The sequence below is a fragment of the Quadrisphaera setariae genome (assembly GCF_008041935.1).
Taxonomy (GTDB): Bacteria; Actinomycetota; Actinomycetes; order Actinomycetales; family Quadrisphaeraceae; genus Quadrisphaera; species Quadrisphaera setariae.
This window is the reverse complement of record NZ_VKAC01000008.1, coordinates 36,684-61,469: the sequence shown is the minus strand read 5'-3', so window position 1 is coordinate 61,469 and position 24,786 is coordinate 36,684. Positions and strand designations below refer to the sequence as shown.

General features: G+C 76.3%; 23 protein-coding genes and 1 pseudogene. 11 read left to right on the top strand and 13 right to left on the bottom strand.

Annotation, left to right across the window (positions count from 1 at the left end; translation table 11 throughout):
• Positions 1 to 3: 3 nt before the first annotated feature.
• Both FMM08_RS14150 and FMM08_RS14145 read right to left on the bottom strand, forming a co-directional pair.
• Positions 4 to 1,374 carry an aminotransferase class V-fold PLP-dependent enzyme gene (locus FMM08_RS14150; RefSeq protein WP_147927036.1) on the bottom strand — a complete coding sequence of 457 codons (1,371 nt, stop codon included), beginning with the start codon at positions 1,372 to 1,374 and terminating at the stop codon, positions 4 to 6.
• A gap of 30 nt (positions 1,375 to 1,404) precedes the next feature.
• A complete protein-coding gene (locus FMM08_RS14145; protein ID WP_147927035.1) occupies positions 1,405 to 2,493 on the bottom strand; it encodes a polysaccharide deacetylase family protein in 1,089 nt (362 codons plus the stop codon).
• Between the two features lie 192 nt (positions 2,494 to 2,685).
• On the opposite strand from FMM08_RS14145, the gene FMM08_RS14140 reads away from it, so the two are divergent.
• Positions 2,686 to 3,648 carry a nucleoside hydrolase gene (locus FMM08_RS14140; protein ID WP_147927034.1) on the top strand — a complete coding sequence of 321 codons (963 nt, stop codon included), beginning with the start codon at positions 2,686 to 2,688 and terminating at the stop codon, positions 3,646 to 3,648.
• A 16-nt stretch (positions 3,649 to 3,664) separates the two neighbouring features.
• Here the strand turns inward: FMM08_RS14140 and FMM08_RS14135 are convergent, their stop codons facing one another.
• Together FMM08_RS14135 and FMM08_RS14130 are read right to left on the bottom strand one after the other, a co-directional pair.
• Positions 3,665 to 4,564: a nuclease-related domain-containing protein gene (locus tag FMM08_RS14135; RefSeq protein WP_147927033.1), complete on the bottom strand. Its 900-nt coding sequence runs from the start codon at positions 4,562 to 4,564 to the stop codon at positions 3,665 to 3,667.
• A gap of 51 nt (positions 4,565 to 4,615) precedes the next feature.
• Positions 4,616 to 5,587 (bottom strand): DMT family transporter, encoded by a 972-nt coding sequence (locus FMM08_RS14130; RefSeq protein WP_147927032.1) that lies wholly within the window; start codon positions 5,585 to 5,587, stop codon positions 4,616 to 4,618.
• A gap of 142 nt (positions 5,588 to 5,729) precedes the next feature.
• On the opposite strand from FMM08_RS14130, the gene FMM08_RS14125 reads away from it, so the two are divergent.
• Positions 5,730 to 6,950: an MGDG synthase family glycosyltransferase gene (locus FMM08_RS14125; RefSeq protein ID WP_147927031.1), complete on the top strand. Its 1,221-nt coding sequence runs from the start codon at positions 5,730 to 5,732 to the stop codon at positions 6,948 to 6,950.
• A gap of 21 nt (positions 6,951 to 6,971) precedes the next feature.
• Here FMM08_RS14125 and FMM08_RS14120 read toward each other — a convergent pair whose 3' ends face one another.
• The 3 genes from FMM08_RS14120 to FMM08_RS14110 all read right to left on the bottom strand — a co-directional run bounded on the left by FMM08_RS14120 (position 6,972) and on the right by FMM08_RS14110 (position 12,716).
• Positions 6,972 to 7,877: a hypothetical protein gene (locus FMM08_RS14120; protein ID WP_147927030.1), complete on the bottom strand. Its 906-nt coding sequence runs from the start codon at positions 7,875 to 7,877 to the stop codon at positions 6,972 to 6,974.
• A gap of 75 nt (positions 7,878 to 7,952) precedes the next feature.
• Positions 7,953 to 11,729 carry a TM0106 family RecB-like putative nuclease gene (locus FMM08_RS14115; RefSeq protein WP_147927029.1) on the bottom strand — a complete coding sequence of 1,259 codons (3,777 nt, stop codon included), beginning with the start codon at positions 11,727 to 11,729 and terminating at the stop codon, positions 7,953 to 7,955.
• A gap of 222 nt (positions 11,730 to 11,951) precedes the next feature.
• Positions 11,952 to 12,716, bottom strand: coding sequence for a DsbA family oxidoreductase (locus FMM08_RS14110; RefSeq protein WP_255472401.1), 765 nt, complete (start codon positions 12,714 to 12,716; stop codon positions 11,952 to 11,954).
• A 4-nt stretch (positions 12,717 to 12,720) separates the two neighbouring features.
• Here FMM08_RS14110 and FMM08_RS14105 point away from each other — a divergent pair, with 4 nt between their 5' ends.
• The gene (locus FMM08_RS14105) at positions 12,721 to 13,824 is read left to right on the top strand and encodes an acetylxylan esterase (RefSeq protein WP_255472398.1); all 1,104 of its coding nucleotides are present in this window, start codon (positions 12,721 to 12,723) and stop codon (positions 13,822 to 13,824) included.
• A gap of 56 nt (positions 13,825 to 13,880) precedes the next feature.
• Complete coding sequence (locus FMM08_RS14100) at positions 13,881 to 14,642, top strand: SDR family NAD(P)-dependent oxidoreductase (RefSeq protein WP_255472397.1); 762 nt, start codon at positions 13,881 to 13,883, stop codon at positions 14,640 to 14,642.
• A gap of 27 nt (positions 14,643 to 14,669) precedes the next feature.
• Here FMM08_RS14100 and FMM08_RS14095 read toward each other — a convergent pair whose 3' ends face one another.
• Both FMM08_RS14095 and FMM08_RS14090 read right to left on the bottom strand, forming a co-directional pair.
• Positions 14,670 to 15,224, bottom strand: coding sequence for a hypothetical protein (locus FMM08_RS14095; protein WP_147927025.1), 555 nt, complete (start codon positions 15,222 to 15,224; stop codon positions 14,670 to 14,672).
• Positions 15,225 to 15,282: 58 nt separating this feature from the next.
• Positions 15,283 to 15,693 carry a hypothetical protein gene (locus FMM08_RS14090; RefSeq protein WP_147927024.1) on the bottom strand — a complete coding sequence of 137 codons (411 nt, stop codon included), beginning with the start codon at positions 15,691 to 15,693 and terminating at the stop codon, positions 15,283 to 15,285.
• A gap of 230 nt (positions 15,694 to 15,923) precedes the next feature.
• On the opposite strand from FMM08_RS14090, the pseudogene FMM08_RS14085 reads away from it, so the two are divergent.
• The 4 genes and pseudogenes from FMM08_RS14085 to FMM08_RS14070 form a co-directional block, all read left to right on the top strand.
• A pseudogene (locus tag FMM08_RS14085) lies at positions 15,924 to 16,343 on the top strand (rhomboid family intramembrane serine protease); the annotation flags it as partial.
• On the top strand, positions 16,340 to 16,795 hold the full coding sequence (locus tag FMM08_RS14080; RefSeq protein WP_147927022.1) for a GNAT family N-acetyltransferase: 456 nt from the start codon (positions 16,340 to 16,342) through the stop codon (positions 16,793 to 16,795). The pseudogene FMM08_RS14085 and the gene FMM08_RS14080, both read left to right, overlap by 4 nt.
• A gap of 100 nt (positions 16,796 to 16,895) precedes the next feature.
• A complete protein-coding gene (locus FMM08_RS14075) occupies positions 16,896 to 17,594 on the top strand; it encodes a hypothetical protein (RefSeq protein WP_147927021.1) in 699 nt (232 codons plus the stop codon).
• 104 nt (positions 17,595 to 17,698) lie between these two features.
• Positions 17,699 to 18,295 (top strand): TIGR03086 family metal-binding protein, encoded by a 597-nt coding sequence (locus tag FMM08_RS14070; RefSeq protein ID WP_147927020.1) that lies wholly within the window; start codon positions 17,699 to 17,701, stop codon positions 18,293 to 18,295.
• 16 nt (positions 18,296 to 18,311) lie between these two features.
• Here the strand turns inward: FMM08_RS14070 and FMM08_RS14065 are convergent, their stop codons facing one another.
• Positions 18,312 to 18,797, bottom strand: coding sequence for a MarR family winged helix-turn-helix transcriptional regulator (locus FMM08_RS14065; RefSeq protein WP_147927019.1), 486 nt, complete (start codon positions 18,795 to 18,797; stop codon positions 18,312 to 18,314).
• 65 nt (positions 18,798 to 18,862) lie between these two features.
• Between FMM08_RS14065 and FMM08_RS14060 the strand changes: the two genes are divergently transcribed.
• Both FMM08_RS14060 and FMM08_RS14055 read left to right on the top strand, forming a co-directional pair.
• Entirely contained in the window at positions 18,863 to 20,023 is a 1,161-nt protein-coding gene (locus FMM08_RS14060) for an aminoglycoside phosphotransferase (RefSeq protein WP_147927018.1), read from the top strand.
• Positions 20,020 to 20,727 (top strand): hypothetical protein, encoded by a 708-nt coding sequence (locus FMM08_RS14055; RefSeq protein WP_147927017.1) that lies wholly within the window; start codon positions 20,020 to 20,022, stop codon positions 20,725 to 20,727. The genes FMM08_RS14060 and FMM08_RS14055 overlap by 4 nt, the downstream gene beginning before the upstream one ends.
• Before the next feature lie 808 nt (positions 20,728 to 21,535).
• Here FMM08_RS14055 and FMM08_RS14050 read toward each other — a convergent pair.
• Positions 21,536 to 21,931 carry a RidA family protein gene (locus tag FMM08_RS14050; protein WP_147927016.1) on the bottom strand — a complete coding sequence of 132 codons (396 nt, stop codon included), beginning with the start codon at positions 21,929 to 21,931 and terminating at the stop codon, positions 21,536 to 21,538.
• Positions 21,932 to 22,031: 100 nt separating this feature from the next.
• On the opposite strand from FMM08_RS14050, the gene FMM08_RS14045 reads away from it, so the two are divergent.
• A complete protein-coding gene (locus FMM08_RS14045; RefSeq protein ID WP_147927015.1) occupies positions 22,032 to 23,069 on the top strand; it encodes a helix-turn-helix transcriptional regulator in 1,038 nt (345 codons plus the stop codon).
• Here FMM08_RS14045 and FMM08_RS14040 read toward each other — a convergent pair.
• The gene (locus FMM08_RS14040; protein WP_147927014.1) at positions 23,041 to 23,592 is read right to left on the bottom strand and encodes a hypothetical protein; all 552 of its coding nucleotides are present in this window, start codon (positions 23,590 to 23,592) and stop codon (positions 23,041 to 23,043) included. The two genes, FMM08_RS14045 and FMM08_RS14040, sit on opposite strands and share 29 nt — an antisense overlap.
• The gene (locus FMM08_RS14035; RefSeq protein WP_147927013.1) at positions 23,589 to 24,767 is read right to left on the bottom strand and encodes a RidA family protein; all 1,179 of its coding nucleotides are present in this window, start codon (positions 24,765 to 24,767) and stop codon (positions 23,589 to 23,591) included. Before FMM08_RS14035 ends, FMM08_RS14040 begins: the two co-directional genes overlap by 4 nt.
• Positions 24,768 to 24,786 lie beyond the last annotated feature (19 nt).

Here is a 24,786-nt window from a genome sequence, read left to right as displayed (position 1 = left end):
GGGTCAGCGCCCCACGCCGAAGTAGGAGCGCACGCCGGCGAGGGCGTCGAGGAAGACGTCGACGTCGGCCTCGGTCGTGTAGAGGGCGGCACTGGCGCGCACGCTCGCCGTCGTCCCGAAGCGGCGGTGCAGCGGCTGCGCGCAGTGGTGGCCCACGCGCACCGCGACCCCGCGGGCGTCGAGGAGCTGGCCGACGTCGTGCGCGTGCACGCCCTCGACCTCGAACGCCTGCAGCGCGACGCGCTCCGCGCCCTCACCGGCGTCACCGAGGAGGCGGATGCCGGGCATCCCGCGCAGGCCGTGGCGCAGGCGGTGCTCCAGCGCACGCTCGTGGTCGAGCACGGCCGTCGCGCCGAAGCGGTCGGTGACGGCCCGCTGGTAGTCCACGGCGGCGGCCAGCGCCACCGCCTGCGAGACGGGCTGGGTACCGGCCTCGAACCGCTGCGGCGGCGGCAGGTACTGCGCGCCCTCCAGCGTCACCGTGGTGATCATCGAGCCACCGAGGAGGAACGGGGGCAGCGCCTCCAGCACCTCCGCGCGCCCGTACAGCGCACCGACGCCGTTCGGTCCGAGCACCTTGTGGCCGGAGAAGACGGCGACGTCGACGCCCAGGGCCGGCAGGTCCAGCGGCAGGTGCGGCGCGGACTGGCAGGCGTCGAGCACGGTGAGCGCCCGGCCGCCGGTGGCCTCGCGGGCCAGCGCCACCAGCTGCTCGACGGGGTTGACGACGCCGAGGACGTTGGAGACGTGGGAGAAGGCGAGCACGCGGGTCCGCGTCGACAGGAGGGAGGCGGCGGCCTCGAGGTCGAGGGTGCCGTCGTCGCGGACGGGGACGGCGCGGACGCTCGCGCCGGTGCGCGCGGCCAGCTCCAGCCACGGGACGAGGTTGGCGTGGTGCTCGGCCTCGGTGACGACGATCTCGTCGCCCGGGCCGGGGGCCCACCGGCGGGCGGCCTCCTCGTGCCCCGGCACGGTGCGACCCGCGGCGGCGTTGCCGAGGGAGTAGGCCACGAGGTTCAGCCCGGCGGTGGCGCCGGACGTCCACACCAGCTGCTCCGGCCCGGCGCCCACGAAGCCGGCGACGGTCTCCCGGGCGCCCTCGAAGAGCTCGGTGGCCTCCGCCGCGAGGGTGTGCGCGCCGCGGTGGACGGCGGAGTTCACCGTCTCGAGGAAGCTGCGCTCGGCGTCGAGCACCGCCCGGGGGCGCTGGGAGGTGGCGGCGGAGTCGAGGTAGACCAGCGGCTCGCCGTTCACCTCCACGCCGAGCAGCGGGAAGTCGTCACGGACCGCGGCCGGGTCGAACCGGGGCTCGTCGGCGGCCTGCTGGGCCGTCTGCTCAGCCGTCTGCTCAGCCGTCGCGGGGGAGGCGCTCACCCCTCCAGGCTAGGCGCCGCTGAGGAGTCCTCAGAGGCGGTGGACGGCGGTGCCGCTGATGAGGTGCCGGTACCCGGCCCCGCGCAGCGCGGCGTCGTGGCGGGGGCTCATGCCCGTCGGTGAGCCGTGCAGCCAGGCGAACACCCCGGCGTCGACGCCCGTCGCCGCCCGCAGCGCCCGGGCGGGCGCGAGCACCTCCCGCTCCAGGTCGGCCTCGGTGGGAGTCTCCTCGATGCCCGCGTGCGAGGCGGTGTGCGCGAAGACCACGTGCCGCTGCGTCAGCTCACCGACCTGGTCCCACGTCATGGCGGGGCTGGGGGCGGCGAGGTCCTCGTCGAGCAGGACGATCCTGTGGGAGCGGGCGAACAGCTCCTGCTGGTCGGCGCGGCACCCGACGAACCCCGTGCACACCCCGAACCAGCCGGTGACGCCCAGCTCGTCGCACACCGGCGCGGCGACCTCGGCGGCGGCGCGGTACCCCTCGTAGAAGACGGGCAGCAGGCCCGGGCGCTCGTCGCCGTCCCGGCTGCCCGGCCAGACGCCGGTCGCGGTGACCGCCTCGAGGTCGGCGAGGGTCCACGTCCGGTAGCGGACCTGGAGGGCCGCGAGCTCGGCGCGCAGCTGGTGGCGCCGCGACGGCGGCGTGTTGTGCCAGCTCACCACCCGGAGGTGGTGACCGCGGCCCATCGCCAGCAGGTGGGAGGTCATGCCCAGCGGCGCAGGGGCGAGCCGGCGGTGCTGGCGCGGCAGGAGGGCGCCGGGGACGGAGGCAGCGGCGACCAGACGGCCCGCGCGCTCGCCGGGCAGCTCGTCGGCCAGCGCTCCGAAGCCCGCCGCGTGCAGCACGGAGCTGACGCACGCCAGGTCGTCGTCGCGCTGGTCAGCTGCGAGCGCCTGCCACACGCCCGCGGCCCGGGCGGCCAGCTGCTGGCCGTCGGTGCGGACGTGCGGGGGCGCGGGGCGTGCTCGGCGGGCGTCGTCGTCCCAGAGGAGCGCGAGGAGGGCGGGCACGCCGCCGCGGGCGGCCGCGAGGGCGGCCGAGGACCGCAGGTCGGCGAGGGCGGAGCGGTCGGGCGGGGGGAGCAGCAGGGGCGCGGGCAGCAGCGACGTGGGCACCACGGTGACCTCGCAGGGGTTCGGGCCGGCCTGGGACGGGTGCGCTGACGCTAGGAGCACCCGGCACCGCGCGGGTGGTGCGACGCGCACCGGACCCACAGCCGTAACACGGCCCCACCCGGAGGGCCCCGCGACCGGGGCCCGGATCCGGCCCGGACCCGTCTGCGGGCCGGCCGTCGCTGGGAGCATGGGCCGGTGACCGACACCGCGCCCACCCCCGTCTTCCTGGACTGCGACACCGGCGTCGACGACGCGCTCGCCATCGCCTGGCTCGTGGCCTCTCCGGGCGTCGACCTGGTGGGCGTCGGTGCTGTCAGCGGGAACGTGGCCGCGGCGACCGGCGCGCGCAACACCCTCGACCTGCTCGCGATGCTCGGCCGCGAGGACGTGCCCGTGCACCTGGGCGCCCACGACTTCCTCGACCACCCCTTCACCGGTGGCGCGCCCCACGTGCACGGCGCCGACGGCACCGGCGGTGTGGCACTGCCGCGGGCGGTCACCGAGGTCAGCGGGACCAGTGCGGCGCAGGCCCTCGTCGACGCGGCCCGCGCCCGCCCCGGCGAGCTGCGGCTGCTCGCCATCGGCCCGCTGACGAACGTCGCGCTGGCCCTGGAGGTCGAGCCGGAGCTGCCGCGCCTGGTGCGCGAGGTGGTCATCATGGGCGGCGCGGCGATGGCGCCGGGCAACGTCACCGCCGTCGCCGAGGCCAACATCCACAACGACCCGCTGGCCGCGGCCCGCGTCCTCGACGCCGGGTTCGACCTCACCGTCGTCGGCCTCGACGTGACCATGCACCAGCGCTTCGAGGAGGAGCACCGCCGGGCGCTGCTCGCCGCCGGGACGCCCGTCACCCGGGCGCTGGGGGAGGTGCTCGAGTTCTACTTCGCCTTCTACGCGCAGCGCTTCGGGCGGCCGTGCTCGGTGCTGCACGACCCGCTGGCCGCCGGCGTCCTCACCGGGGACGTGGCGCTGGCCCTCGCGCCGCGGGTCCCGGTGGAGGTCGACACCAGCGACGGGCCGGGACGAGGCCAGACCATCGCCGACCTGCGCGGGCTCTACCACGGCTTCCCCGACCACTTCCCCGGCGCGCCCCGCGTGGCGCTGGAGGTGGAGGGCGACTTCGGCGCCGTGCTGCTGGAGCGCCTGCTGACGCTCTGAGCCTCGGGGCTGGGCGTCAGGGCATGACGGCGGCGAGCAGCGTCGTGACCCCGGTCGAGCCGGCGACGGCGGCCGTCACGAACCAGGCGCGGCGCAGCCGGTCGGCGGCTCGGACCCGCTCGTGGATCAGCGCGAAGCCCTCCTGGGGGTCGCTGGCCCCGTCCGCACCGGACCCGGCGCCGAGGTGGCGGACGACCTCCGCGAGGTCCGCGGCAGCGGCGGCGTCGAGCACCCGCGGCTGCCGCCGCAGCCACCGCACGAGCACGGGGGCCCTCAGGGCGACGACGTCGGCGGAGCGCAGCGGAAGGGCCAGCCGCTCGGTCCCCAGGACGACGACGACCGCGCGGACGCGCACGTCCCGACCGGTGGCCTCGGCCAGCAGCCGCTGCAGCTCGCGGGCGCGCTGCAGCGCGCGGGGCAGGTGCGGCTCGGAACGGCCGTCGACGAGCATCGCCGCCCCCGCGGCCCGCACGCGGGCCCCGGGCAGGTGCAGCGTGGTGACCGCGTAGACGCCGCCCGGGCCCACGAGCACGTGGTCAGCGCGACCGGTGGGGTCCGCCTCGTGGGCGAGGGGGACGTCGTGCAGCACGTGCCAGGGCGGGGTGGGACGGGTGCGCCGGCGCAGCGCGCCGAGGCGACGCCCCACCTCGCGCTGGCCGACGGCGTCGACGTAGGCCTCCACGGCCGCCGGGGCCAGCGGGTCGGCACCCGCCGCGCGGCGGAGCGACCGCAGCAGCGCGGGCTGCTGGGGCGCGGCGGCCTGCGCGGCGACGGCGGCGGCCATCGCCGTGGCACCAGCCGGTCGCGGGGTCGTGGGGGGCGCGGAGGGGGCGGGGCCTGGCCGGTCGGGAGCGGTCCAGGGGAGCTGGCCGGCGTCGCCCAGCAGCGAGGGCTGAGCACCAGCGGGGGCCGTCACCCCGCTGGCATCGGCTGCCCGTGCGGTCCGCTCGAGGAGGTGGTGCGCGGATCAGCGGCGCGCGGGCGCGTCGTCACCCGTCCGGCGCAGCGGTCCGTCGCGCTGGCCGCTCCCGTCGTCGTCCTCGTCGTCCTCGGCGGCGGGTGGGCGGGAGGCGGTGGCCCACGGGCCGCGCCGCGCCAGGACGACCACCCCTGCCAGCAGCGCCACCAGCCCCGCGACCTGGCCGGCCCGCCAGCCGGCCCCTGAGGCGAGGTGCTCGCCGAGCGCCGGTCCGGCCAGGGTGATGGCGACCACCGGCTCCAGCGCCGCGATGGCCGGGAGCGCCTGGGTCACCGCACCCGCCTGGAACGCGCGCTGCGCGGTCACCAGCGAGGAGGGTGCGAGCACCGCGAGGGCGAGCAGCGGCCACGACAGCCACTCACCCGCTGCCAGGTGCGCGCCGACCGCCTTCAGGAGCAGCGCGTCCACCCCGAAGCCGACGGCGGCGGTCACCGCGAGCAGCAGGCAGCGGCGTCCTGCGCGCAGCCGGTGGCCGACGGCCCCGGCCACCAGCTGCGCCACCAGCGCCACGCCGGCCGAGCCGAGCAGCCAGGTGCCGCGGAGGGCGTCGACGTCGGTGCCGTCGGGGTCGACCGACGGGCGCGCCGTCAGACCGAACACCACCAGACCGCCGACGACGAGCGCCGCCGCCCCCCACAGCGCCGCGTCGAGACCGGCGCGGCCGTGCCGACGGCGCGCGAGGGCCCCGGCGAGCAGCAGCGAGAACACCAGCTGGGTGGCCAGCAGGGGCTGGACCACGACCACGCGCCCCAGGTGCAGCGCCACCGCGAACGTCGCCAGGCCAGCGGCGCCCAGCAGCTGGCCGGTGAGCCACCGGCGGCGGCGCAGGAGCCTCCCGAGCAGCTTGACCCCCGCTCCGAGGCCGCGCTGGGCGGGGGCGGTGGAGGCGGCGTCGTGCTGGAGCACGGCGGCGGCGGCCAGGGCAGCGGCCGCCGTCAGGCCGAGGAGCACCGCGATCACCCGCCCAGCATCCCCGAACCGTCACCGGAGGGCGGCAGGTGTTCGCCCGACCTTCACCTGGAGTGCGCCCGCGCAGGGGGGAGGAGCCGCACCGGGGCGGGCAGGGTCGGGACGACCGCTCGGCTCGACGTGAGGACCCTCGATGACCGCAGCGCCCACGGGCCTGCTCCCCGCCGCCCCCGCCGTCCGCGCCGCGCTCTCCGCGGGGCGCGCTCGCGCACCGAGGGTGCTGGTGCTCACCGGCAGCGTGGGCGCCGGGCACGACGGCGCAGCCGCGGAGCTGGCCTCGCGGCTGCGCGCGGCGGGTGCGGTGTCCGAGGTGCGCGACCTGCTCGACGGCCTGCCGCGCGCCGCCCAGCTCTTCCTGCGCGACGGCTACGCCGTGGCCGTCGCGCGGGCTCCCCACGTGTTCGAGGCGGTGTTCCGCGGCATGGAGCGCCGTGGCCTGGTGTGGCGGGTCGAGCAGGAGATCTGCGCCCTCGGGGCGTCCGCCGTGCAGGGGTGGCTGGAGGAGGTGCGGCCCGACGTCGTCGTCTCGACCTACCCGCTGTCCAGCCAGCTGCTCGGCCAGGAGGCGGAGGCCGGCCGGCTGGCGGTGCCGTTCGTGACGTACTGCACCGACCCGGCGGTGCACGCGTCGTGGCTGCACCCGCGCGCCGCGGCGCACCTCACCGTCACCGAGGCCACGGCGGAGCAGGGCCGCGCCGACTACCCGCACCTGGAGCGCGCCGGGGTGCCGTTCGAGGTGGCCGGTCCGCTGGTGCCGGCGCGCTTCGCGGAGCGGATGGCGCTGCCCGAGCTCGTGCGGCTGCGGACGGAGCTGGGCCTGCGCAGCAGCCTGGACGGAGGGCTGCACCCTGGACGGGAGCGCGGTCGGGGCAGCGGCCGCCCGGTGGCCCTGCTCGCCACCGGGTCGCTGGGGATGGGCGCCGTGGTGCCGTCGGCGTGCGACGTCGCCGCAGCCGGGTGGACCCCGCTGGTGCTCTGCGGGCGCAACGACGCGCTGCGGCGCAGGGCCGCTGCCGTGCCCGGCGCGGTGGCCCTGGGGTGGCGCTCCGACGTGCACCGCCTCATGCAGCTGGCCGACGTGCTGGTGCACAACGCCGGCGGCCTCGCCGTCACCGAGGCCCTCGTGGCCGGCCTGCCCGCGGTCACCTACCGCAGCATCCCCGGGCACGGCCGCGCCAACGCCACCGTGCTCGCCGAGCGCGGCGGTGTCCCGTGGCCGACCACGTCCCAGGAGCTCGCCGGTGCCCTGCGCTCGCAGCTGGTGCGCGGACGCCTCCAGCGGGACTGGCCGTGCGCTGCGCAGGCCGTGCTGCGACGGGTCACCCCGGCCGCGGAGCTGGCCGTGGTGCGCTGAGCAGGCTCCACGCCGGAGCTGTCAGACCATCGCCGGCGCCTGGGCGGACGAGGCGGCGCGCAGCTCGTCGAGGTGCGCGTACCTGCGGGCCCGCGCCCACCCGGAGCGGCGCCCCGAGCTGGCGGCGTCGGGCACGCCCGTGCCGAGCTGCACGGTGCGCTCGTCCCAGGGGGCGCTCAGCAGCACGACGTCGTAGACAGCGCCGTCGGTGCGCGAGTGGTCGGCCAGCGACGCCTCGATGACGTCCGCCAGCCGCTCCCGTCCCTGGGTGCGGTGCCGGTCGGCGCTGGCGGTGGTGAACCGCACGCCGCTGTGCACGCCCTCGACGGACGGCACGACCCCGGTCAGCTCGCCGTCCACGGAGAAGCCGAGGTGCGTCGTCCCGCCGCGCAGCTCGCGTCCGGGAGCGGTGATGACGGCGCCCGTGCGCAGGTACTCCGGCCACGCGGTGCGCCCGGCCACCACCACGGTGTCGTGCAGGGACCGCAGGCCGTGCGCGTCCCAGTAGGCCAGCAGCTCGCTGAGCAGCTGGCGGGACTGCTGCGTCACACGGGCCGGGGGGAGCCCCCCGGTGAGGGCGAGGTCGACGACCTCGGCCAGGTGCGCGGAGGAGCACCACGCCACGCGCGGCTGCTGCTCGGTGGCGCCCAGCTCGTCCACCCACGGCGGGCGCGTGCGGTCACCGCTCACCACGAGCAGCGCCGCGGTGCGGTCCGTGGCGAGCACCTCGCGAGCCGCGCCGCTGACGCGACGGCCGTCGCGGCCCTCGGCCAGCAGGACCACGGAGGCCGCGCCCTCCAGCGCCGGTGCCGCGGTGCGCAGCAGGGCGGTGACGAGCACGGCGTCGAGGTGGCGCAGCACCGATGCCGTCGACGTCGTCAGCGGTGTCGCTCCCGCCGGTGCGGGTCGCAGGGTGATGAGCGGCATGCACCAGAGGTCGGCAGGGGCCTGTCGGCTGCTTGACCCGGATCCTGAGGAGGTGCCTCGTCCGGGTGTCCGGCCTCACCCGTCCGGCCGCTCCCGCACCTCACGCACGCCTCGCCCCCCTGCACCGCGGCGCAGCACGCCGACGAAGGCTCCCAGGGCGACGAGACCCTCCGCGGTCGTGGGCGTGATGGAGCGCAGCGCGGGGGAGTGCACGAGGTGCGCCGCCCACATCGCCCGCGACAGCGCCACGTTGAGGCGGTTGCGCGACAGCAGGAACTCCACGCCCCGCGGCAGGTCGTCACCGGAGGAGGTCGCCATCGACACCACGACCACCGGCGCCTCGCGCCCCTGGAACTTGTCGACCGTGCCGACCTGCACGCCCTCGTGCCCCGCCTCGGCGAGGGCTGCGCGCAGCAGCGACACCTGCCGGTTGAAGGGGGCGACGACGAGGACGTCCTCCTGCCCGACGGGACGGGCCGCGCCGTCCTCGTCCGTCCAGGTGCGGCCCAGCACCCCGCCCACCAGCTCCACCACGCGCGCCGCCTCCTCCGGCGAGGAGGTGGTGCGGTCGCGGTGGTCGACGGTGTGCAGGTGCACGCCGGGTTCCACGCCCTCCAGGTGCCGGTCGGCGGTGCGCGGGTGCGCCGCGAGCACGCCCTCGTACTGCAGCTGCGAGACCGGCTCGCACACGCGGCTGTGCATGCGCCACGTGGTGTCGAGCAGGTAGCCGGCCTCGGGCGGCACGAGCGAGGCGTCCCCGAGCAGGTGGCGCAGCGCGGAGACGTCGACGGGCTCAGGGTGGGTGCCCTGGCAGACCTGGGGCAGCTGCTGCGGGTCTCCCAGCAGCAGCACCCGCTCGGCGGCCGACCCCGCGACGAGCGCGTCGACCAGGGCGAACTGCCCGGCCTCGTCCACGACGAGCAGGTCGAGGTGCTGGCTGCGGACCTTCTCCTGGGCGAAGGTCCACGACGTGCCGCCCAGCACGCAGCCGCCCTCCTGCGCAGCGAGCCACGCGTCGACCCTGGGCGGGCGCTCCCAGGCGGTGGCGTCGCGCTCGTCGCCGTCCTGCTTCGGCTTGGCCACGGTGAACCTCGCAGCCGGCTGCGCAGCCCCCGCGTCCTTCGCCTCCCCTGCGTCGCGCACGGCCACGACGCGCTCGAGGAGGTTCTCCACCACCTGGTGGCTCTGCGCCACCACGCCGATCCGCCACCCCCGCTGGGCGAGCGCTGCGATGACGCGGGAGCCGACGTAGGTCTTGCCCGTCCCCGGCGGCCCCTGGACGGCGACGACGTCGCGGCCGGCGCCCAGCAGGGCCGAGGTCACCGCGGCCACGGTGTCTGCGCCGTCCCCGTCGGCGCCGTCGTCAGCGGGTGCGTGGTGCAGGCCGGGGGCGCGGCGCAGCAGCAGGCGCCACCACGCCTCGTCGGGCTCGCGCCCGGCGTCGAGCTCCGCGAGGGCGGCCCGGGCCAGGTCGAGGACCACCGCCTCCTTGCCCTTCGTCGCCGGCGGGGCGCTCGGGAACAGGGCCACCGGCACCTCCGGCCAGCCGTCGACGCCCCCCTGGGCCGTGCTCTCGACGAAGGTCACCACGCCGTCGTCCCACTCCGGCGAGCCGCAGCGCGCGTGGGTCCCGCGGGCGCTGTCGGCGGACAGCTGCATGCCCTCGGGAGCCGGGGCCTCGTAGACGGCGTGCGGGGAGCGGCCCAGGCGCGCGACGTCACCGGCCCCTGAGGACGTCGTCGCGGTGACGGTCCGCTTGAGCGTGCGGGCGCGCGGCGGCTTCTCCCAGTCGCTCACGTCCACCCTGTCGAGCACGACCACGCCGTCGTCGTGGGCGAGCTCGTCCAGGGGCGTGCGGAGCCTGTCGAAGTGCTCCCACCAGAACGGCTTGTGCTCGCGCGGGTAGTAGCCGAGCGACGCCGCCAGCAGCGCCTGGGCGTGCTGGAGGTCGGTCCGCTCGCCGGCGTGGGCGGGGACGCCGGCGAGCAGGCGTCCGACGAGGTCCCTCACCACGGCGTCGGGGCCGTCGACCGCGCTCCCGTCCGCCGAGCCGGCGACGTCGTCCACGCCGACCGCAGCGGCCAGGGCCAGCGGGTCGGCGCTGTCCTGCACCGCCTGCTCGGCCGCTGCGCGGGCGGCAGCAGCGGCCGCCTCGGCCGCCGCCGCCGTCGTCCTGCCCACGAGGGCCAGGAGCCAGTCGTGCAGCCTGCGGGTGCTCTCGCAGTCGTAGGCGTTGTAGTCGCGGATGGCCTCGAGCACCACGGCGGCGTCGTCGTGGAAGCCCCGTGCGGTCAGCGCGGCGTAGTGCTCGTACTGGACGATGGAGTCACCCGCGGTCTTGACGTCGCTGCTGCGCAGGTCAGATCCCATGTACAGCGGCTCGAGCTTCTTGATGGAGTACGACGGCGCCGACACCCGCACCGAGGACCGGACCACGGCGTACAGGTCCACGAGGCGACCCTCGCGCAGCAGCTGGTCGACCTCGGCCTCACGGGTCTGGTGGCGCACCGCCAGGGCCAGCAGCGCGGTCCGCTCGTAGGCGGCGTAGTGGTAGACGTGCATGCCCGGGTGCGCGGCCGCCGCGGCCGTCATGGTGTCGACCACGGCCTCGAAGGCGACCCTCTCCTGCGCCCGGTCGTGCGCCCAGTGCGCGGTGAAGCTCCCGTCGGCGCCGGTGAGGCCGTGCAGGTACTCCAGGCCCTCGCCGCCGTCGGCGAAGGGGTCTCCCTCGATGTCGTAGTAGAGGTCGCCCGCGTCGGGCTCGGGCAGCAGGCGCAGGGGTGCGTCGTCGTGCACGACGTGCAGCGGCGGCGACCCCGGCGGCTGCGCGTCCCCCCGGGCCTGCAGCGCGGCCTGCGCGCGCAGCCGCTCGAAGGTCGGCCGGCTCATGCTGGGCGGCCGCTGGTCGTCACCGGCGACGGCCAGGGCCTCCACCGTGGTGGCGCCCCGCTCGCGCAGGCGGTGCACCTGGTCTCGCCGGATGCCCGCGACGAGGCTGAGGTCGCGGGCGTCCTCGCGGCCGGTCTCGCACACCGGCGCCCACGGGCACGTGCCGCACGCGGGGCGCGCGTCGGCCCACAGCGGCTCGGGGAGGACCGACGGGTCGGCACCGGAGGGGACGTCGCCGGAGGGGCCCGGGGTGACCGGCCCGGAGGTGGCCAGCTGCGCGAGCACGCGCTCGCGGTACTCAGCCACGAGCGGCAGCAGGTCGGCGGCGCGCTCGGAGGCCACCCGGCCGCCGGGTGCACCGCCCAGCCACAGGTGCACCTTCTGCGGCACGGGGTGGCCGAGGGCCACCAGCGCGTCGGCGTAGGCGGCGGTCTGCAGCAGCGCCGTCGGGCGCGCGGTGCGCGCGAGCTTGGCGTCGACGGGCTCGTAGCGGCGCCGGCCGGTGGCCTCGTCGAGCACGGGCTCACCGGTGACGAGGTCGACGCTGACGAGGAAGTCGGCGAAGCCGAGGAACCCGCCGCCGAGCGGGTCTCCGGCCCGGGCGGGGACGACGAGCGCCGCCTGGTGGACCACGTCGACCTGGGCGTCGAGGGCCGCCCGCGTCATCGCCGCCGCGGTGGAGGCGACCGGGTCGGAGGGACCCGTCTCGTCGTCCTGGGGAGCGGTGATCTCCACGACCCGGCCGCCGCGCGGAGCGACCAGCGCCTTGAGCGCGGCGAGCGCGTCGCGCTCGTGCTCCAGGCCGTGCTGGGCGACGAGCTCCAGGCTCCCGTCGAGCGGGACCGGGGGCCGCTGCAGCAGGCCGCTGTGCGCGGCGTGCTCCAGGCGGAGGCGGTGGTCGCACTCGAGCGCCGCCATGAGGTCGCGCGGCGAGTGCCACCACCCACCAGCCGTCCGCCGCATCCGCCGTCCCCGTCCGTCACCGCCTGCCGTGCGCGGCCCGGGAGCGCGCCGCACGGGCAGTCTGCGCGAGACCCCCGACACCCCGGAGGAGGACCCGCCCTCCACCGTGGTCGTGGTCCCCCGCAAGCGGGAGGTGCCCCCACTCCGCCACCCACCAGGACGCGGGGTGGCGGACGACCGTGACCACGGACGCGGTGGGCGCCCAGGTCGTGGCAGCAGGCGTCAGATGGCGCAGCCGTCGGGGCCGCAGGCCTCGCCAGCCGCGTCCTGAGCCCCGCCCTTCCCGCCAGCAGAGCCAGCGGCGCCGGTCATCACCAGCTGCGGGGCCCTCTCGGACCACGCCTGCTGCAGCGCGCCCAGCAGCACCTCCGCCGACTGGGCGCCCGAGACGCCGTACTTCCTGTCGATGACGAAGAAGGGCACCCCGGAGATGCCGATGGCCGAGGCCTCCGCCTCGTCGGCGCGCACCGCGTCGACGTAGCGGCCCTCGGACAGGACCGCGGCGACGTCGTCGGCGTCCAGGCCGACCTCGACCGCGAGGCGCTGCAGCACCGCGCGGTCACCGACGGCCTCGCCCTCGGTGAAGTAGGCGCGCAGCAGCCGCTCCTTGACCGCGCCCTGCAGCGCGGCGCCCCCGCGCTCGAGCGCGAGGTGGATGACCTGGTGGGCGTCGACGGTGTTGGCCTTCACCGCCCTGTCGAAGCGCATCTCGACACCCTCGGTGGCGGCCGTCGCCGTCATCTGCGTCACCATCTCGCGGCCGCGCTCCAGCCCCGAGCCGTACTTGCGGGACAGGCGCTCGGCGTAGTCGTCGGGGCCGACCTGGGTGCCCTCGGGGTGGGAGGAGCTGTTCGGGTCGAGCTCGAAGGCTCGCCAGACCACCTCCACGCCGTCGGCGTGCTCGAAGCGCGACAGCGCCTGCTCGAAGCGGCGCTTGCCCACGTAGCACCAGGGGCAGACGACGTCGGACCAGATCTCGACCTTCACGCGCGTGGCAACAGCGCAGCCGCCGAGCCTGTTCCAGACGGCGCCCGTGCACCCGACGGGCGACCACCGCGCCGCGCGGGCCACGATGGCGCTCGTGCTCACCGACATGCCGCTGGACCAGCTCCGTACCCACCGCAGCGCCCACCGAGACCCGGAGGGGCTCGTCGACTTCTGGGACTCCACGCTCGCGCAGGCGCGCGCGGCCGGCGGCGACGTCGTCGTCGTCCCCCAGCCCACGCCGCTGACCTCCGTCGACGTCTACGACGTCACCTTCCCGGGCTTCGACGGGCAGCCGGTCCGGGCCTGGCTGCGGGTGCCGGCCGGTGCGGTCGCCGCAGCCGAGGCCTCCGGGCGAGGGCTGCCGACGGTGGTGCAGTTCGTCGGGTACGGCGGTGGGCGCGGTGAGCCCGCCGACGACCTGCTCTTCGCCAGCTGCGGGTTCGCCCACCTCCACGTGGACACCCGCGGGCAGGGCTCGACGTGGAGCCGCGGCACCACCCCCGACCTCGGCACCGCCGACCCGCTCAGCCACTCCCCGCAGTTCCCCGGCGTCATGACGCGCGGGATCACCTCCCCGGAGACCTCCTACTACCGCCGGCTGTTCACCGACGCGGCCCGCGCCGTCGACGCCGCGCGGACCCTGGCCGTGGTCGACAGCGCGCGGGTGGCGGTCTACGGCGGCAGCCAGGGCGGGGCCATGGCCATCGCCGCGGGGGCGCTCGTGCCCGACGTGGGCGCGGTCGTGGCGCACGTGCCGTTCCTGTGCGACATCCGCCGCGCGATGACGATCACCGACGCCGACCCCTTCCACGAGCTGGTCCGCTACCTCGCCGTCCACCGCGACGAGGTCGACGCCGTGCACCGCACGCTGGACCACATCGACGGGGTGGGCTTCGCCCGCCGCGGCCGCGCACCGGCCCGGTTCACGGCAGCGCTCATGGACGCCGTCGTCCCGCCGTCGGGACCGTTCGCCGCGCACGCCGAGTGGGGCGGCGCCGACGCGTCCGTCCACAAGGAGATCGAGGTGTGGCCGTACAACGGCCACGAGGGCGGCGGGTCCGTCGACGAGGTGGCCGCGGTGGAGTTCTTCCGCCGCCACCTCGGCTGAGGCAGCTCGAGGGCTTGCGGCGGAGTTCGACGACGACGAGGGGGAGCGCGGTGCAGGTGAGCGGCAGGACAGCGGTGGTGACGGGGGCGGGCTCGGAGCGGGGGATCGGCAGGGCGGTGGCGCACCGGCTCGCCCGCGACGGCTGGAGCCTGCTGCTCCTGGACGTCGACGGCGAGGGCGTCCAGCGGCGCGCCTCCGAGCTGGCGGGGGAGCTGGTCGACGGCGCCACGGCGCTGGGGCTCGCGTGCGACGTCACCTCCCCGGACGACGTCGCCGCCGCCTTCCGCGCGGCCGACGAGCAGCTGCCGCCCGTCACGGGGCTGGTGAACCTCGCAGGCATCCCCAGCCCGACGCCGCTCCTGGAGGTGACGCTGGCCGAGTGGGACCGGGTCATGGCGGTCAACGCCACCGGCTCGCTGCTGCTGGTGCAGGAGGCCGGACGGCGCATGGTGGCGGTCGGGCGGGGACGGATCGTGCTGACGTCGTCGGTGACGGCGCTCGACGGTGGGGGCACGTTCTCGAAGTCGGCCTACGCGGCGGCGAAGGCCGCGGTGCTCGGTCTGGCGCGCGGCGCCGCGCGCGAGCTGGGCCCGCACGGGGTCACCGTGAACGCGCTGGTCCCGGGGCCGGTGGACACCGACATCATGGGCGGCGCGCTGGACGAGCAGCGCAAGGCCCGCATGGCCTCCGGGATCCCCGCGGGACGCGTCGGGCAGCCGACCGACGTCGCCGAGGTGGCGGCGTTCCTGCTCTCCGACGGCGCCGGCTTCGTCAACGGGACGACCTTCAGCGTGGACGGCGGCATGCACATGCACTGACCGCACCGACCACGCTGGACGAGCCGGTCAGCAGGTGTGGCCGCCGCCGTCCCAGTCCTGCACCTCGACGTCGGTGATGTGCTGGTCGCCCGGGTCGACGGTGAAGACCCACGGGGTGACCTCCTGCCACGCCGGCCCCGTCTGCACGTCGTGCGTGGAGTGGATGCGGGCGCACACGCGGAGCGGACCGCCCAGCTGCCTCGTGGCGGACATGCTCTCGAGCTCCACCTCCGTGTCGGTCACGGGGCTGCCCGTCCGGGCCAGCACGGCCTGTTCGTCGGCGGTCTTCTGGGCGTAGGCCGCGACGTCGGTGACGGCCTCCCCCCGCAGGTCCGCGCGGTCTGCGAGGTGGGTGGCCCGCTCCTGCGGGGACGGCGTGGACGAGGGGTCCTCCACCTCGCGAGCGACCAGCAGCACGCGGGCGTGCAGGTCGTGCCGCTGCAGGAGGCTCAGCGGGACGGGCACCGAGGGCGGGGTGGGCGTGGTCGCCAGCCAGACACCGGTCCCGGTCAGCACGAGCGCCGCAGCGGCTCCCGCGGCCGCGAGGCGCAGCCGTCGCACGCGCCTGGTGCGGGAGACCATGGTCGAGCACATCACGCTCCCTGCGCGGCCGTCGTCATCCCCTGGGGGGACCGCGCACTCAGGCCAGGACGTCCCCCCAGCGCACGTCGGCCACCGCCAGGACGACGACGGACCCGTCGTCCGCCTCCCACGCCGACAGGTGGGAGACCGGGTCCCTGCGGCGGCGCGGCGAGGGCGCTCCGGCCGCGACCAGCCGGGCCACGTGCTGGGCGTCGAGCCAGTCCAGACCGCAGCACCCGGCGCACCCGCACCGGTCCCACGCCACCTGAGCACCCGCCGTGACCTCGGCGAGGGCCACCGCCGGGCTGAGGTCACGGGCGACGCGCTGGAAGCGGTGCCCACGCGGGTCGTAGAGCTGGTCGGGACCGACCATCCGGCCGACCGGCGGCTCGGCGACCGGAGCTGCAGGGGCCTCGCGCAGCTCCTGCACCACCTGGGCGAACGTGGGTCCGCGGCGCTTCCGGGTCACGCGGCGATCGTCACCGGTGCTGCTGCGCCGGTCCAGTGGATTGCGAGCGAGCGAGCGGGCGGGCGGCGCCGATGCACCGCGGTGTCAGCAGTCGTAGGGGCCGTCGTCCCAGTCCTGCACCTCGAGGTCGGTGATCTGTCCCGTCGCGGGGTCCTCGGTGACCACCCAGGGGATGACCTCGCTGCCGACGCCTCCGGTGCGCCAGCGGAACTCGGAGTGGACGGTGGTGGCGGCTGGTCACGTCCCTGACCGTGCAGGACGGCGGCGCGTCCGGGGCGGTGCTCAACCTCGTGAGCCTCGCCGTGGTGGGGGTGCTGGCCGAACGGGCGTGGGGTGCTCGCCGGTTCGCGCTCATCGGCCTCGTGGCGGGCGTCGGCGCGCAGTTCTGGGGTGCCGTGGTGCAGCCGGTGGGCGCCGGCAACTCCGTGGTGGTCTTCGGCCTGGCCGCGGCCTCGGCCGTGGTCGCGGTGGTGCGCGGTCCGGTGCTCGCGCGGGTCGCGGGGGCGCTGGCGCTGGTCGGCGGGCTGGCGCTGCTCGTCCTGGGGGACCTGCACGGCGGAGCCGCGCTGCTCGGCGCGCTGGTGGGTGTCGCCCTGCTGGTGCGGGACCGCCGGGCCGCGGGGCGGGCGGGCCTAGGCTCCCGCGCATGATCAGCGACGCTGCGGGTGCTGACGACGTGCTCCGCGCCACCGACGAGCCGGCTGTGCGCCGCTGCTTCCCCGCCTACCGCGTGCTGCGTCCCCACCTCGACGAGGAGGAGTTCGTCCGCCGGTGGCGCGCGCAGGCGGCGGCGGGCTTCGAGGTCGTCTTCGTCGAGCGCGACGGTGACGTGGCTGCGGTCATGGGCTTCCGCGAGCTGACCACGATGGCGTGGGGTCGGATCCTCTACGTCGACGACCTCGTCGCGATGCCCGAGCACCGCGGCCAGGGCCTGGGCGCGCTCCTGCTGCGGCACGCGCAGGCGCAGACCGTGGCCCGCGGGTGCGCCGAGCTGCACCTCGACACCGGGTACGCCCGCCACGACGCTCACCGCACCTACCTGCGCAACGGCTTCGACATGGTCTGCCACCACATGTCGTGGACCCCGCCGGTTCCTGCGTGACGCCGTAGGGCACGAGCAGCGCTCAGGTGCGTGCAACCCCGCGGGGGCCCGCGCGCGGAGGAGGGGTGTGTGTCGCACTGGCAACCCCACGGGAGGCTCGATGAGGACGACGGCGGTGGCCGCTGCTGTGCTGGCCCCGGTCGCCGTCGTCGTCCTGCTGGGGCTGGCTGGCTGCGGCGGGGGAGCGACGGGGGCGGCGCTGCCCGGCGATCAGTCCGCGGCGCCGGCGGAGGCGACCTCAGGTCAGACCCGGTCACCGCCGCCCGCGCCGCTGACGGGGCCGACGTACGCGCCCTGCGCGCCCCCGACCAGCGCGGACGACCTCACCTCCTCGCTGCCCGGGTTCGTCGAGGCAGTGGCGCAGGTCCACGTCACGGGGAGAGCGCTGCCGTCGGACTTCTGGGCGGGCGACGGGTCGTGGGTGGAGACCAGTGCGGTGGAGTCGCTCGTCGGGAGCTTCCCCCACGGGATGCGCCTGTTCTCGCGCCAGCCGCCGGGGGCGGGTGCCCTGCCCGAGGGGGAGTACGTGCTGCTGCTCGGTGCGTACGACGCGGACGCGGGCGTCTTCTTCACCGTCGGCGGTAACCAGGGCGTCTACGCGGTGCGCGACGACGGGGTGCTCCACCAGCGCTGCGTCGTGGTGCCCGGAGACGCAGGTCCTGCGGAGAGTGCGGACAGCACCAGCCGCGACCGGCTCCTCGCCTTCGTGGAGAGCTCGATGGCGGCCACCGCGGCCCAGCGCGCCGACCTTGCCCGTGAGCTGGAGCGCCAGAGCGCGAGTGCCAGCTCCACGGGGTGACGTTCGACGTCCTCGTGACCAGTCCACCCCACCCGTCGACGACTCGTCGTGCTGCGCCGTCCTCCGGGGCGATGAGTGCCGCCGCCTCGTGCGGTCTGTCCCGCATGGACGACCTTCTGGACCTTCGCCCCGCCTGCGCCGAGACCGCCCGGGTGGCCCTCGGCGTCCGCGACGACCAGCTGCACTCACCGACACCGTGTGACGGCCGGGACGTGACGTGGCTGCTGGCCCACCTCCTCGGGCTGTCGCTCGCCTTCACCCCCGGAGCCCCGGGTCCGGACGGCGAGGGCGACGGTGACGCGCCTGCACTCGCGGGGCTCCACCCCTCATGGCGCCAGCTCGCACCGGCGCGGCTCACGGCGCTCGCGGCCGCCTGGCTCGACCCGGCGCAGTACGGCCGGCAGCTCGAGGCCGGCGGTGTGGTGATGGAGGGACCTGACGCCGTCGCGGTGGCGCTCGACGAGGTCGTGCTGCACGGCTGGGACCTGGCTCGAGCGACGGGCCAGGACTACGAGGTGGACGACGCGTCGGCGGCGGTCGTGCTCGCGTTCACCACCGCCGTCGCTGCGCCCGGGGACCAGTGGAAGCGCGAGGGGCTGTTCGGTCCCGTGGTCCCGGTCGACGACGGGGCGCCGCCGTTCGAGCGGGCGCTCGGCCTCGCCGGGCGGGACCCGGGGTGGCGTCCGCCGTCGTCCTCCTGAGCGGGTCGGGACGCGGTCAGGCGAGGGTCTCGTCGGCGCTGCGGGCGGCCGCGACGAGCAGCTCGCGCAGCAGGTCCCACCGCTCCGCACCGAGGCGCTCGCGCCAGCGCACCTCCACCTCCGCGATGACGTCGGTCGCCTGTCTGGCCGCGAGGAGCCCGCGCTGGGTCGGGCGCAGGATGCGCACCCGTCGGTCCGCGGGGTCGCGCACGCTCTCGAGCAGCCGCCGGTCCTCCAGGGCGGTGGCGAACTCACCGAGGGCCTGCTTGGTCATGCCGAGCCGCTCGGCGAGGTCGGTGACGCGCAGACCGTCTGCCGGGGTGAGGCTCAGCAGCCGCAGCTGCGAGGAGCGCAGGCCGCGCATCTCGTCGTCGAGGCCCGCACGGCTCACCTGTGCGGCCTTGACGTCGCGGCGGAGCCCGTCGAGGAGCGTCCCGAGCAGGGCGAGGACGTGGTCGGGCACGTCCTGCGCGGGAGCGTCGCCATGACCCTTGACCGACATGGTCAGGCAGCCTTACCTTTCTCGTCACCGAACTAGGAAGGCAACCTTACCTCTGGAGGTCGGTCATGGACGTGGCCGCACTGCTGGACACCACCCCGGCGGCGGAGCGCGAGGCGGTGACCGACCTCCTGCAGCAGGCACTGGCAGTCAGACCCGACGGCGCCTGGCGGCTGGAGGGCGTCGACTACGCCTCCGGCTCCCCTGCCACTGGCTCCCTGCACCGCCTGCGGGGTCGCGACGCCGACGGGCACCCCTGGTCGCTCTTCTGCAAGGTCCTGCAGCACGTGCGCCACTGGCCGGTGCTGGCGCAGCTGCCACCGCCGATGGCCGCGCAGTTCGTGGAGCAGTTCCCGTGGCGGGCGGAGCTCGCGCTCTGGGACCCCCGCGTGCAGGGCTGCCTGCCCGCCGGGATGCGCAGCCCGGTGCTGCACCGCGTGGTGGAGCTCCCCGACGACCGCGCCGCCGTCTGGATGGAGGACGTCGTCGAGCACCCCGACCCGTGGGACCTGGCCCGGTACGCCCGGGCGGCCCACCTGCTCGGCCGCTGGAACGCGCGCGCCACGGCGCCCGAGGTGCTGGCCGTCGGTGGGCTCCCGCCGGGCTTCGCGCTGCGCATGTACGCCGAGCGGTCGGTCCCGCTGCGCGGCCTGGCTCCGCTGTCCGACGACGCGCTGTGGCAGCACCCGTGGCTGGTGCCGCACGGTCAGCTGCGCCAGCGACTGCGGCGGGCGGGGGAGCGGGTCAGTGAGGTGCTCGACCGGCTCGACGACCACCGGCAGGCCCTTCCACACGGCGACGCGAGCCCGCAGAACCTCCTCGTACCCGCCGACGAGCCGGACGGCTTCGTAGCCATCGACGTCAGCTTCACCAGCCCGCACGCCCTCGGCTTCGACCTCGGCCAGCTGGTGGTCGGGCCCGTCCACGCGAGCCTCCTGCCGGCGGCGGAGCTGCCCGGCGTGGTCGGCGTCGTCGTCCCCGCCTACCTCGACGGACTGGCTGCGGAAGGGGTGCGCGTTCCTGAGCGGGACGTCCGCTGGGCCTTCGCCGCCTCCGCCCTGCTGCGCAGCGGCCTCGACGCGGTGCCGTACCACCTCGTCGGCAGGGGCGAGGCAGGGGCAGGTGCGCTCGTGGCCGAGCGGCTGGCGCTCAGCGCCTTCCTCGTCGACCAGTTCGACGACGCCGACAGGTCCAGCCGTGCGGCGCAGCGCTCAGGGCGCGCGTCGTGACCACCGCGCCGCTCCCTGCCGCGGTCGTCGCCCGGGCCGCGCCCTTCCCCGTGCCCGGCGCAGCTGCCGCCGCGGTCAGCGGGGCCCTGCTGCTCGCCCTCACCAACGCCCTCGTGGCTGCGGCCGGCCCGGCGCCCGCCAGTGCCGACGTCGTCCGGGTCGCCGGTGAGCACCCGGTGCTCACCGAGGTGGCCGTCGCCACCGGCCTGCTGGCGGCCCTCCTGCTCGTTCCCGGAACCTGGGCGGTCGCGGCGGTCCTCGCCCGCCGCACCCCGCGGACGGCGGCGGCCGGCGCCTGGCTGACCAGCAGCGCCTACGTCATCTCTGTGGCGCTGTCGGTGGAGACGGCGACGGCGCTGGGGTTCGCCCGCTCCGGCGCGGACCCCAGCGCCTACGCCGCAGCCGAGGACGGGCATGCCCCCGCCGCCATGGTGGGGGCCTACGTGCTGTTCGGCCTCGGAGCGCTCGTCGGTGTGCTCGTGCTGGGTGTCGCCGCTCTGCGCCAGCGGCGCACGGTGCCCTGGTGCGCCGGCTGGGCGCTGGTGCTGTCGGCGCCCGTGCGGGTGGCCGGCCTGGTCGCGGGTGTCGGCGCGGGACCGGTGGTTGCATCCCTGTTGCTGGCAGTGGGCTTCGCAGGTGTGCTGCTGGCACACCGCCCCGGCCGCGACCAGGCCGCGGCGGTCGCCTCCAGAGCCGCCAGCTGACGCGAGGTCGGTGCCGTACCAGCGCCTCCGCAGCAGGAGGCGGGTGAGCAGGATGCGGGGGAGCCCCAGCACCGCCTCCTCGCACGAGCCGAACAGCGGCTCCGCCGGCCCGGCGACGTGGTGCAGCTCGCCGTCGACGGTGATCTCCAGGTGTCGCCGCTGGCTGCCGTCGTGGCGCAGCTCCTCGACCTCGCCGGACCGGCCGTGCAGGTGCTCAGCGGCCAGCGCGGCGAACGTTCGGGCCGTCTCGCGCAGGGTCTCGTCGTCGACCTCGAACTCCAGGAGGGTGAAGCCGCCGGAGAGGTCCAGGGCAAGCACCCCCGCCCCAGTTCGAGATGCGGGCCCACCGCACCGCGGCGTCGTCGTCCGCCGGGTCGCTCAGGCGCAGCAGCACCGTCGCGTCGCGGCACCCCGGCTCGGCGTGGACGGTCAGACCACCACTGTCAGCCCGGCCCGTGTGACCGCGGCCACCACCTGGTCCGCGTGGGCCCTCCGCGAGGCCTCCCGCGCACGCGCCCGGCGCTCGTGCCGGATGCCATCCGGTGCGCCGGGGCGGGAGGAACCGTTCATGGCGCTGTCCTGTCGGTCGAGCTCAGCGGCGCGTGATCATGCCAGACGGGCCGTGCGTCATCTGCAGCCAGCACGCACGGCGGGCTGCAGCGGAAGAACCGTGGACGCTGTGTTCCGGTGTGAGAGTCCACACCGGAACACAGCGTCCACGGTCGAGGTGCGCTGGGCCGGTGGTCGCGTCCCTGCTGCTGGCCGTGGGCTTCGCAGGCGTGCTCCTGGCGCACCGCCCCAGCGGCCGTCAGGCGACGGCGGTCGCCTCCAGCTCGACCACCTGACCCGGCAGCGCGAGCCGCACGACGCCGAGCATCGTCGTCGTCGGTGCAGCTCCAGCGGCCCCGAGCCGGCCAGCCAGCACCCCGTAGTGGGGGAGGAGCGCGTCGACGTCGGTCGTGTGCACGCTGAGGCGGACCAGGTCCGCCAGCGTCATCCCCGCTCCGGCGAGGACCGCCTCGACGTTGTCCAGGCACAGCGCCAGCTGCGCGGCGACGTCGTCGACGTGCTGGGGAGCCCCGGTGGAGTCGGTGGCCGTCTGCCCCGACACGTAGAGCGTGCGGTGCGCTCCCACGACGAGCTCCCCCTGGTTGAACCCCAGCTCCGTCGACCACGACACCGGGTTGACCGCGATCCGCTCCACGCTGCACCAGCTCCTGTCCACCTGTGCGGCCCTGCGCCGCGTGGAGGACTCTGGTGCGGATACCTGTCACCTCCTGTCAGGTATCCGCCACGATCTGCGGGTGCGCGCCGACCGTCTGGTCTCCCTCGTGCTGCTGCTGCGGCAGCGCGGACGGATGACCGCGCCCGAGCTGGCCACCGAGCTGGAGGTCTCCGTCCGCACGGTGATGCGCGACGTGGAGGCGCTCTCGACCGCCGGCGTGCCGGTGTACGCCGAGCGCGGGCGTCACGGCGGCTTCGCGCTCCTGCCGGGCTTCCGCACCGAGCTGACGGGCCTCACCGACGACGAGGCCACCGCGCTGCTCGCGACCACCTCGCGCCCCGGCCACGCCCTGGGCCTGGGCGCCGACGTGGGTGCGGCGGTCCGCAAGGTGCTCGACGCCGTCCCCGCGGCCGGGGTCGCGCGAGCCCGCAGCGCCGCCCGTCGCCTCCTCGTGGAGCCCGACGCCGACCTGCTCGCCAGGCGCCAGGCCGCTGACGAGGTGCTGCCGGCGGTGGTCGCGGCGGTGCGGGAGGCGGTGGTCGCGGGGCGACGGCTGCGGATCGAGCACACCGGCGCGGACGGCGCTGGTGGGCAAGGGGCCACCCGCACCGTCGACCCGGTCGGCCTGGTTACCTCCCGCGGCCGGCACTACCTGCTCGCCACCCGGTCCGGCCGGGACCGCACGTACCGGCTCTCACGGGTCACCCGCGCCGACGTGCTGCCCGAGGAGGCGGACCGGGACGACGACGTCGACCTCGCCGCCCTGTGGCGCGAGCGCAGCGCGCGGTTCCGCGCGGGGGAGCAGCAGGTGCGCGTCCGGCTGGCGGTGGAGCCTGCACGGAGGGCCGAGCTGCTGGCGACCGCGGTCTCCGTGCTGGGCGACGAGCCGCTGGACGCAGGTGCCGTCGCCGGAGCCGGCCGGGCGGGCTGGCGGCTCCTCGACGTCACCTTCCAGGACGACCGCCACGCTCGCTGGGCACTGTGGATGCTCGGCCTGGACGTGGAGGTGGTCGACCCTGCGCGGCTGCGCGCCGACCTGCGCGACCGGGCCCTGGCCCTCGCCGCCCACCACTCGGCCCACCACTCGGTCAGCGGCGCCGCCCCAAGAGACGCCTGACGAGCAGGAGGGGAAGGCCCAGCAGGGCCTCGGCACAGGAGCCGAACAGGGGCTCGGGCTCTTCCTGCACCCGGTGGACCTCACCGTCGAGGACCACCTCCAGGAACCGCCGCGGGCTGCCGTCGCGGCGCGGCTCCTCGCCCTCGCGGGACCGCCCGTGCAGGTGCGCGGCGGCGAGGGCGACGAAGCGGTCGGCCACCTCGGCGAGCTCGTCGTCGTCGACCTCGAACTCGAGCTCGGTGAAGCCACCGGACAACTCCAGGGCGAGGATCCCCGCCCCCCGGTTCGACGTGCTGGCCCACCGCTCCTCGGCGTCGTCCTCGGGGTGCGCCAGGCGGAGCACCAGCTTCGGCTCGTCCCCGCTCGCGTCCTCCACCGCGGACAGGCCACCCGCCGCCTGCGCGGCCCGTGACACGGCGGCGACGATCCGGGCCCACCACGCCGTCCGCGCCTCCTCGCGGGCCCGCGCCCTGCGCTGGCGCCACGTGCCACCGGGCGGGGAGGGCCGGGCAGGTCCAGTCACCGCGGCTCTCCTGCCCCCGGGCTCGGGCTCGGGCTCGGGCTCGGGCGCAGGCCGACGGCCGTGGCCGTCGTGTCCACCTCGACGAGCTGACCTTGAGCGGCGAGGCGCTCGACGTCGAGCACGCTGATCGACGGCGCCGACCCGGTGTCGCGCAGCCGCTGCGCCACCTCGCGGACGCTCGCCGCCACCGCGTGGGGGTCGGTGGTGCGCACCCGCAGGCCGTCGAGGTCAGCGAGGGACATCCGCTCGGCCGCCAGCTGGCGTTCGACGTCGTCGAGGCACCGGTGGAGCTGCGCCGGCACGTCATCGGGACCGTCGGGGGAGGCATGGCCCCGTGCGGCGGGACGTCCGGTGACGACCACCGTGCTGGGGAAGGGCCAGGGCTCCTCGCGCTCCTCGGGGGCGGGCAGCGGACGTCCCTCGAGGAGGTCGAGCACCACGTCGACGTCGCCGGCGGGCACGCCGAGCAGCAGCCGGGCGCCGGCGGTGGTGCGCACCGGGACGAGGTGGGTCGACGCCTCGAAGCGGAGGCTGTGGCGCCACCCCGCGCGCTGGACCCGGTCGCGTTCGACCGCCTGGAAGTCGACGGCGACGGGCGCCCCCCTCCCGGGGCGCAGGACCCTGCCCGGCGACAGCTGCAGGGAACCGGGGCCCACCACGGCGCGCCCGACGCGCCACCGGTGCGACAGCGGCGGGTGCTCGCCGGCCTCCACGCGCATCCAGCACTGCACCGACCAGGCCCGGTCGCCGTCGGACGTGCCGGTCTCGCGGGACGCCAGCAGCCGCTCGAGGACCACCCAGAGGGCCGCCCCGCCGACGAGCTTCAGCCAGAAGAGCGCCGAGAGGTCGGGCAGGAAGGGCTCCACCGCCGACACCGCCTTCCACCGTCCCAGCCGCACCACCACCGGTCGGGTGATCATGGCACCGGGCCAAGGGAGCGGCCACGGACGTGCACCCGCCAGGCCGTTCCGCGCGGTGCCCGGTCCGGCGACACTCGCGACCACGGCCACCACCGAGGTGCTGCCGGACCTGCGACTGCCGCGGTGGCTCATGCCGTCGCTGGCCGCGATGACCTCGCTGGTGCTCGCCAGCCACGAGTTCTTCGTCGTCTCCCTGGCGCGCGCAGGCGTCACCAGCCCGCCACCGGTGCCCTCGTCGGAGAGGCCCCGGTGCACCCCGTCAGCGCGGGGCCCG